Annotated in this window: 5 protein-coding genes; all 5 read left to right on the top strand. The window is 38.0% G+C overall.

The features are described from left to right. Positions 1 to 1,748 (top strand): hybrid sensor histidine kinase/response regulator transcription factor (locus tag E1171_RS14865; protein WP_222931511.1); only part of this gene is annotated, 1,748 nt, incomplete at its 5' end. 471 nt (positions 1,749 to 2,219) lie between these two features. Next, complete coding sequence (locus E1171_RS14860) at positions 2,220 to 3,788, top strand: PKD domain-containing protein (RefSeq protein ID WP_155206832.1); 1,569 nt, start codon at positions 2,220 to 2,222, stop codon at positions 3,786 to 3,788. 119 nt (positions 3,789 to 3,907) lie between these two features. Continuing rightward, positions 3,908 to 6,985, top strand: a complete 3,078-nt coding sequence (locus E1171_RS14855; RefSeq protein ID WP_187696475.1) for a SusC/RagA family TonB-linked outer membrane protein — start codon at positions 3,908 to 3,910, stop codon at positions 6,983 to 6,985. A gap of 21 nt (positions 6,986 to 7,006) precedes the next feature. Then, positions 7,007 to 8,557: a RagB/SusD family nutrient uptake outer membrane protein gene (locus E1171_RS14850; RefSeq protein ID WP_155206830.1), complete on the top strand. Its 1,551-nt coding sequence runs from the start codon at positions 7,007 to 7,009 to the stop codon at positions 8,555 to 8,557. 100 nt (positions 8,558 to 8,657) lie between these two features. Next, positions 8,658 to 9,914 (top strand): glycoside hydrolase family 26 protein (locus E1171_RS14845; RefSeq protein WP_187696474.1); only part of this gene is annotated, 1,257 nt, incomplete at its 3' end.

The raw sequence follows: 9,914 nt of genomic DNA, 5'->3' as shown, positions 1-9,914 counted from the left end.
TATTTCAACGTGAATTGATGAAGCGTTCTGAATTAAATCAAAAACTTGCTTTAGAGCAGTATAAATATGAACGGGAAAATGAGCTCAATCAAGACAAATTTCGATTTTTCACAAACCTTTCCCATGAATTGAGGACGCCATTAACCCTTATTCTTGGCCCTCTTGATAGGATGATTCGCAACACTGAGCTTAATAATAAGATGCGCCAAAATCTTTTGCTAATTCAAAAGCAGGCCTCGAGGTTGCAAAAATTGACCAATCAATTGATGGATTTTAGAAAATATGAAATTCATAATCTTAAATTAAAGGCAGGGGAGGAAAATGTGGTTGACTTTATTCAGGAAATCGGCGTTGCTTTTAAACATCACGCCCGTATGAAGCAGATCTCTTTTGAATTAGTTTTTGAAGAAAATGAATTAAAACTTTATTATGATCGGGATAAATTGGAGATAATACTGGTTAACCTGCTTTCAAATGCTTTTAAATTCACTTCCAGTAAAGATTCAGTTAAATTAAAGATAAGACGGAATTCAGTGGAGAAGGCCTCAAAACTCATGATTAGTGGAAATTCACCAAACTTTTCACATTTTGGGGAATTTTCAGCCTTCACAAAAAAGGTACTGGAGATTGAGGTAAGTGATACAGGGGTGGGTATACACCAAAATCAGCTTAAACATGTTTTTGATCGCTATTTTCAGGCCAGTAATATTGAAACTATATCCGTAGGAGGGTCTGGAATTGGATTGGAGATTACAAAAAATTATGTTGAACTGCATCATGGGTGTATTATGGTGAAAAGTGAGGTAGGGGTTGGCACTACCTTTTATGTCTGGTTACCCATGGGAAAGGCCCATCTTTCAGAGAATGAAATGGGGAGCGACTTCAAATCAAATGGGGAGAAAGTTCCTAAACAAGTAGAAAAGCAATCCCAAAAGAAATATGCCCAGTTGCTGGAAGTATTTGAACAAGTGCAGCCAAAACCAGATCTTTCCACCATTTTGGTGATAGATGATAATCCGGAAATACTTTATTTCCTCCAAGAGAGCTTCGAGAAAAATTTCAATTTGTTAACCGCCCAAAATGGAAAAATTGGATTGGAGAAAGCTTTTAAGCATATTCCTGATATTATCATTAGTGATATTATGATGCCTGAGGTAGATGGGTTGGAGCTTTGTCATCAGCTAAAAAGTGATGTACGAACTAGTCATATCCCTATTATTTTGCTCACAGCAAAAGTGTCCAATGTATTCCAGGCCGAAGGATTGGAAACTGGGGCAGATGACTACATTACTAAACCTTTTGATGAAAAAATACTGAGTATACGGGTTAAGAATTTAATTGAATCAAGGAAAAAACTGCGACAGCGTTATTCAAAGGAGTTTAATATGCTGCCGAGCGATATTGCGGTTACCCAACCCGATGAGGAGTTTTTAAATAAGGTTATTAAAATAATAGAAGATAATATTTCGGATACCAACCTAAAAGTGGATCGCATAGCCAAGGAAATAGGAATGTCCCACTCTGTTCTTTATAAAAAGCTAATGGCATTAACAGATCTAACCGTTGTGGAATTTATAAGGACAATTCGGCTTAAACAAGCAGCTGTTTTATTAAACAAAAATTATGGATCAATTACTCAGGTTAGTCATGAGGTAGGGTTTACTGATCCTAAATATTTCAGTAAGTGTTTCCAAAGATTTTATGGGGTGATTCCTTCGGCTTATAAGAAGGAAATTACCTTGAAGTAGGAAACTTTAGGTCTACGTTTTGTCACTTTTTGGATTTTAATTTGTTCTTTTCGGTCTTTCACAGAAAAAATTAAAAGCTCCAGGTGGAAAATTTCATTTCTTAATTCTGAGAATAGTGTAATGTGCTGATTTTCAGAGGTGTGTTGTCCGTGGGATAGTTTCTATTTTTTAGCTAAAAACGAAATTTCCCCCCTAATCTAACGAATTATTCCTCCTTTTTTCAAAGCTTCTCTTCTTTTAAAATTAATTATTCCACCTTTCTTTTTTGCCACTTAAATAAATTTCAATCGAATGCAAAACAAAAAAGGCATGAAATCTATCAAGAACAGAAAAACTATTGCCAATAGGTATTTTTCCATTAGGATATCATTAATAGTCCTCTTGCTGGTGCTCCTGCTGTCATTCTTGCTAGTGCTTATTTCCAAGTAATAATTTGTGAAAGAACTCAAATTAACCTAAACCTTAAAAACGATGAAGAATAAAAATGCTACAAAATGGATTTCTCTATTATTTACTGGCAGTTTGCTGCTAATGTTGACATTTTCTGCCTGTGAGGAAGATCCCGAACCTCCTGCAGATCAAAAAGTAACAGTTGCTTTTAGCTACACAGCAGAAGGTAATACAATAACCTTTCTAAATGCCTCCGCCAATGCTACTACTTTTGAGTGGGATTTTGGCGATGGAGAAACCTCAACTGACGAAGCTCCTGTACATGAATATGATGAGCCAGGAGCTTATCAAGTTACCCTGAAAGCCTCTAATGCAACTTATTCTGATGAGCAAAAACAGGAAGTGTTAACAGCAAATGCCGGTGCTATTGCTTCTTTCATAGTAGGAAAAACATGGATCGCTGCTAGGGAGGAGAATTTTGCTATAGGATTAGGACCTTTAGACAATGGTGAAGTAAAGGCTGGGGAAGACTGGACAGAAGAAAACCCGTATTGGTTTGCATGGGGCGACAAAGATGAAAGAAGGCCAGGAGACAGTCAGTTATTGATTCAAAGGCCATCTGCAGCAAATGACGAATATACTTTTAATGCTGATGGAACATATGACGTAGATTTCAATGGTGATTTTTGGGGAGAGTATGGAGTATGGGCAGACGTAGAGGGTGCTGACCAAGTAGATATTATTATTGAAAATGGCAGTTTGCCTCTAAATACAAATGGAGAAAATGTGGATGCTTTTGTGGCTGGTACATGGGATTGGATAGTTGATGAAGAAGCCATGACGTTGCAGGTAAAGGGCCCTGGGGCTCATATTTTGAACCCAAGACTAAAAAATGATATTTTCTCCTTTGATGTTGGCGATGGAATTACATATAAGGTTGACAAAATGGTGCCAGGAGAAAATGTAGATATTTTGGTTACGTACATAGATACCAATGATGGGGCTAATGATATAAGAGAATATCACGTTTTGGCTTCTTATCATGGGGCGGTTACGGAAATGAAACCGTTGCCGGAACCAGAGCCAGAAAGGGATCGGGATCCAAATGATGAATCGTCATATGCTGAAACTACATCTTCTGCTGACATAAGTCATAGTTTTCTTGCCGAAGATGGTCAGGGAAGTGGTATATGGTCGGTTGATGGGACTTATGAATTAACGTTTGGTGTTGAAGTGGGAGGAGAAACAGCTACCCAATTTAACCGGGTTGAAGGTGATGGTACAAGTGGTTATGTGTATGCCAATTATCTTATGCGAGCAAATGGAGAAATAGATTTTTCCGCTGGTACAACCGTAAAAGTAGATGTGTATTTTCCGAGTACTAATGTTTACGAGGGAGCACTTACTCAGAAAGTTATAATAAGGTTTATGGATGAAAGTCGGAATGGAAATTATTGGGAAACTTATGTGGCGCTGGAGTCTGAGGAGCTTACATTAGATGAGTGGCATAGTTTAGAATTTGATTTTGCCGCGGCCATAGAAGCTGAAGCAGCAGCAGGGCATAGTTTAGACGGTGTGATGATAGAATTTGGTGGTTCGGATCATTTGGTAGAAGGAACCTTTTATGCCAAAAACTTTAGAATTGAATAGTTAGAGTGGCCAAGAACTAACTGCAAAATAATTTGCAGTTAGTTCTTCTATTCTTAATGTTCAGGATAAGGTCATTTTGGTTTTTCCAAAATTTAGTTACAGAAATAAACTCTAGTAATATGATAAAGAAATTACTTCTTATATACCTAGCGTTAGGTCTTTCGAGTGGTTTTGCCTGGTCAAATAACAATGCAGTACCTTTCTTATCCTTAGAAGAAGGGGCAGAGCAAGAAATTTCAGGTACTGTCTTAGATGAAGAAGCCTTGCCCCTTCCGGGGGTAAGTGTGTTTGTGGCAGGCACCACCGTAGGAACAACCACTGATGTAGATGGAAAGTATTCCCTTAAGGTTCCTGAAGAAGCCACTTCTTTGACTTTTAGTTTCTTAGGTTATAAAACCGTTAGTTTGCCAATTAATAGCCAATCCGTTTTAAATCTTAAAATGGAATTGGACGTTGATGAATTGGATGAGGTCGTGATCATGGGCTATGGGCAAACTCAAAATGAAAGATTGGTTTCTAGCGCCATTAGTAAAATCGAACCTCAAAAGATGATTGAGGACCGACCTATTGCTCGATTGGAGCAGGCCATTCAAGGGGCAACACCAGCGGTAGTGGTTATGCAGCAATCTGGGTCTCCTGGTTCCACACCAACTATTCGAATGCGTGGGGTTGGTACCGCAGGAAATGCTACTCCATTAATTCTTTTGGATAATTTTCAGCTCCCCGATATGAGTTTTATTAATCCAAACGATATTGGTGGGATTGATATCTATAAAGATGGAGCCGCAAGTGCTATTTATGGTGCAAGGGGAGGTAATGGGGTTATTAATATTCACTCCAAATCTGGAAAAAAAGAAGATGGATTGGGAATCAGATTTACCTCTTATTATGGGGTGCAGAGTTTGGCACATGAGGGAGATTATTTGAATGCCAGAGAATATGCTGAATATTATAATAATTCCATTAATTACCTGATTCGTCAAGGAGAGTCGGTGGAAGGAAGAGGAAGAGGTCCTTTTTCTGCCGAAGAAATGAATAAATTGCCCACTACTACCTGGATACGGGAAGTGTCTGATGAGGCACCTATTCAGGATTATCATTTGTCTTATTCGGGTAAAATAGGTGAAACGGATTATTACCTGGGAGGAGGGATCTTTAATCAGGGAGGTATAATCGGTCCAACTGATTTCGGTAGAAAAACCCTTCAGCTGAAAGTAAATTCTAAAATTTTGGACAGGTTTACTATCAGTGTGTTGGGAAGTTATAGTAATCGAAAAAGAAGGTTTATTCCTGAAAATAGTGAAAATTCCTTCTTATTATCTTCCGTTGCTTCTCTTCCTGCTATTTATCCTGTTTATGCTGAAAACGGAAGTCCTTTCAATAATGGATTACGAACTGGTGCCATCACTTACAATGGAGTTCTCCTAAATCCAATTGCCGAATTTGGAAATCCTGTTTTGGGTTTAACCCATGGTGATAACCGTAGCAACACTAATGTATATTTTGGTAATGTGTTAGTTAGTGGAGAAATTATGAAGGGGCTTAAGGCAAATTCTTCTTTTGGTTATTTCTCAACTGAAACTGATATAAAGCAGTTTGGGCAAAAATTTGATTATCCCGATCAAAGTATTAATAACCCAATCAACACTTTAACAGAACAATTTTTTTCCACCTATTATTGGCAGTGGGAAGCTTATTTGAATTATAACAAAACTTTTGGGGCCCATAGTTTGAGTGCTGTTTTAGGAACAAGTTTATTGAAAAATGGAACTTCTGGTGATGGAAGAACGGGAATTAATTTTTCAGAGAATGAATTCGGTAAGGTAAGTTTTGATCATATCATTAATGCGGCAGAAGACCTTACTCCCCTTCCAGAATTGGGAGAAGTAAATACCACTGCTTCTTATTATGGTCGGTTGTTTTATAATTTTAAGAAGAAGTACATGTTTGGTATGACTTTACGTAGAGATGGTTCTTCTAAATTCGGCCCTGAAAATAAATGGGGATTTTTTCCGTCTGTGGATGTGGGATGGATGCTTTCTGATGAGGAATTTATGAATTCACTTACATTTCTTGAGCAGCTGAAACTGAGGGCTAGTTGGGGAATTAATGGTAATGATAGAATCCCTGCCTACCAATATTTTGACAGATATTCTTATGACGCTGGAGGAAACCTGGTAAAGCAAGATTTTAATCGTGACATAAAATGGGAAGAAATTACACAAACCAATGTGGGATTGGATATTGATTTATTTGCCAATAGAATTGGTTTGCAACTCGATTATTACATAAAGGAAACCAAGGATATGTTGCTAGCATTCCCTAATCCCTCTTATGCAGGTGTACCAGCTCCTTATCGAAATGCAGCTAGTGTAAGAAACGAGGGATTGGAGGTATTTCTTATGTATAGAGACAAAATTGGACCAGACTTTAAATTCGACATTTCAGCCAACCTTGGTTTTAATAAAAATAGGGTGACAGATCTGGGAGGTGGTTTGCCAATTCCTGGTGCTAATACCAGGGTTTTTCAAGGAACACCAAATTTATCTCTTTCAGATGTAGGGCATCCTATTGCAAGTTTTTATGGTTATAAATTTGAAGGATTGGATAATGAGGGAAATCCAGTCTATGCCGATATAAGTGGTCCTGATGGTTCACCTGATGGTGAAATCAGTGCGGAATACGATAAAATGATTATTGGAAACCCATATCCTGATATTACTTATGGTTTTAACGTTAGGATGGAATATAAAGGCTTTGATCTTACTACATTTTTAAACGGAGTTCAGGGAAATGATGTGGTGAATGCCTCCATGGGCTACGGGTTTCCATATTCCAATCGTACTACCAAAGTGTTATATGCTTGGTCAAATGAAAACCCGAACTCTAATGTAATGCGCCCTTCTGCCTTGGATGTGGTAAACAATGAATTTTCCGATTACTATATTGAGGATGGGAGTTATTTAAGAGTAAGAAATATTACACTGGGGTATAATTTTTCTAACGCTCTTCTTAAAAAATTTAGATTGACTCAACTTAGACTTTATGTAAGTGTCAATAACTTCTTTACTTTCACAAAGTACTCAGGATTTGACCCTGAAATAGGAGCCAATAATGATCCGAGGGATGTAGGGATTGACCGAGGATTTTATCCTCAAGCTAAGTCAGTCATAGGCGGTATTCAATTAGCATTTTAAGGACAAAAAACATTTACAGAGATGAAATATAAATTAGTAGTTTTGATGTGCTTTGTCACAGTTTTTATGACGGCATGCTATGAGGATTTTCTGGAAGAGGAGCCTATTGTGGAGGAACTGACCAAAGATGTTTTTTCTTCGGAAGCAGAGATAGCCCAATTATTGCCTGCAGCTTATCATCCAATGCGGTGGGAATTTAATAATACTTTGGGAGACGGTTATTGTATGCCTCTGATGTATACAGATATCCGTTCAGATGATGTGATTATTGAGAATGCTTTGTATCAACCTCCATCACATGATTTACAGAATTTCACCACTTTAAATTCTTCCAATCTGTTTGTGAAATCTATTTGGTTGAAGTTTTTCACTGGGGTGGCAAATTCCAATCAAATCATTCAGGGTTTGGTGGTTACCGAAGTATTGGATGCTAATGTGAAGGCATTGTATTTGGCGGAAGCAAAGTTTTTGAGGGCTTATTATTATTTTGAGCTGGTCAAAAACTTTGGAGAAGTTCCTCTATTTGGAGATGAACCTGCCGATATATCAAATCCAGATGAGGTAAAAAGGAAGCCCATCGCTGAAGTTTACGCCCAAATAGAAAGCGATCTTATTATAGCAGCTGAAGGACTCCCAACAGTTCAAAATGAACAATATAGGGCCACAAGGGGAGCCGCCTTAGGTCTATTGGCAAAAGTATACCTGTATCAGGAAAAATGGCAAGCTGCTGCTGACGCCGCCCAGGATGTTATAGATTTAGGTATTTATGAATTGGAGGAAAACTATGTGGATAATTTTAAGATTGATAATGAATTTGGGAAGGAATCTATTTTTGAACTTGATTTTATTAATGATCCTGCAGGTGGGGCCTGGACAACAGGTAAACAAACAAGTTTAAGTCTGCAGTTTTTTGCTCCTGCTTTTGCCCCTACAACTATCGCAGGATGGAATTATAATTTGACAACTTCTGATCTATTAAAGGCCTTTAATGATGAAGGGGATACGGAAAGGAGAGATGCAACCATTATGCAGGAGGGACATACCTTTGATTCTCAAATTCTGACAGATGCTGGTTTTAATCCAATTCCGGATGGTTGGTTTTCGGGTGGAATAAATGGTCCTGAAAGTGGAGGAAGGTATGGAAATGATTATGCCTATTCACTGAAATATTTCCTTACACCTGAGGAGCTGGAAGCTTCATCACCAGGTCTGCAACAATCTGCTTTAAATCAAAAAGTAATGCGTTATGCAGAAGTGTTGTTGATTTTGGCCGAAGCAACTGTAAATGGGGCTTCCGGGAGCGGGCAAGAAGCATTTAATCAGGTGAGAGAAAGAGCTGGATTGTCTTCAAAGCCCCTCACTTTGGAAGCTTTGAAGTTAGAAAGAAGGTTAGAGTTAGCAACAGAATGGAATCGTTTTCATGACCTAGTAAGATGGGGAGATGCAGAGAGCAGGTTAGAAAATTTTAGAAGAGGAAGGGATGAATACTTGCCTATCCCTGTTGACGATATTCTAGCAACAGGACAAGATGAAAATGGAGAATTTATTTTAACGCAAAACCCTGGGTACTAATCATTAATAGTGGATAAGTGGAGGTTTCTGGATCTGGTAATTTCAATAAATGAAAGGACAGAGAAAGAATTCCTCCCCTTTTTAGAGGAAGTTAATGAGAATGAAGAAATTGATAGTCATATTTTTTGCTTTTTTTCCCTTGTTATTAATTGGGCAAAAAAGCAGCCATAGTGGGGCTCCTAAATACGCTCCGGAAGATGGAAAAAAATTATTGATCATGGGGCAGGATTTGGGTGCAGTTGGTGGCCTGACAGATTATGATGATGGTTATGTAGATCATTTTGGCCATTTTCCTGCTGGAGTAACCACCTACGCAGGATTTCCGGGCTTGTCGGGCTTAAAATTTAAAGCTAATTGGGGTGCTGGAGATGTGAATGCCCAAGCTTATGTAGAAGCAACTGATTTTCAAAATACAACCATAGTAATAGGTTTACATTTGGTGGGTAAGCTGAAAAGTATAATCGCAGGAAGTTCCGATTACGATATTAATATTCTGGGGGAATGGATCAAAGAACAGGATCGGCCTGTGTTTTTAAGGATAGGTTACGAATTTGATGGTTCCTGGAATGGGTATAATCCCGATGATTTTAAAGCTGCATGGATTTATATCGTCAAATATTTTGATGATATGGACATTCGGAATGTGGCTTATGTTTGGCAATCAGCTGGTATTAATACACCAAGTATTGAAAGGTGGTATCCTGGAGATGAATATGTAAACTGGGTAGGATATTCTCATTTTGATGGACCAAACCCTGGGCAAAGTATTCGGGATTTTGCGGATGCTCATGATAAACCCATTATGATCGCAGAAGCCACTCCAAGAAGAGATCTAAAAAATGGATCAGGAGAAGGTCATTGGCAAGCCTGGTTCACTCCACTTTTTGAAAAGATCTATGGAAATAATCGAATAAAAGCTTTTGCTTATATCAATGCCGATTGGGAAAGTCAGGCTATGTGGAAGGGGCAAGGTTGGGGTGATTCCAGGTTGAATGTAAATGATGTAATTAAAGCCAGCTGGGAGAAGGAAATTGATAAAGAAGCATGGATTTTGGCCAGTCCTAATTTGTTTGGAGATCTCAAATATCCCATGTGGATGGATTCCCTAATCATTACCTCTGTAAATGAGATAGGAGAAAAGTCAAAGCTTCAAATTGAGAGGAAATTGAATTTCATTTCCATTTCACTTACTTCTTTTGAAAGACTAGATGGGGTTTCCATAATTGATTTTATGGGAAGAACGGTATTTCAAGATCTAAATTCAAGAAGTGAATATATGGTTCCAATAAAGGGTCTTCTATTTGGTGAAAAATGGATTATTAGAATAATTAAGAATAATGAAGTGATCGTGAAAAAA

Source organism: Xanthovirga aplysinae, assembly GCF_009711365.1.
GTDB lineage: Bacteria > Bacteroidota > Bacteroidia > Cytophagales > Cyclobacteriaceae > Xanthovirga > Xanthovirga aplysinae.
This window is presented reverse-complemented; position numbering and strand designations above follow the sequence as displayed.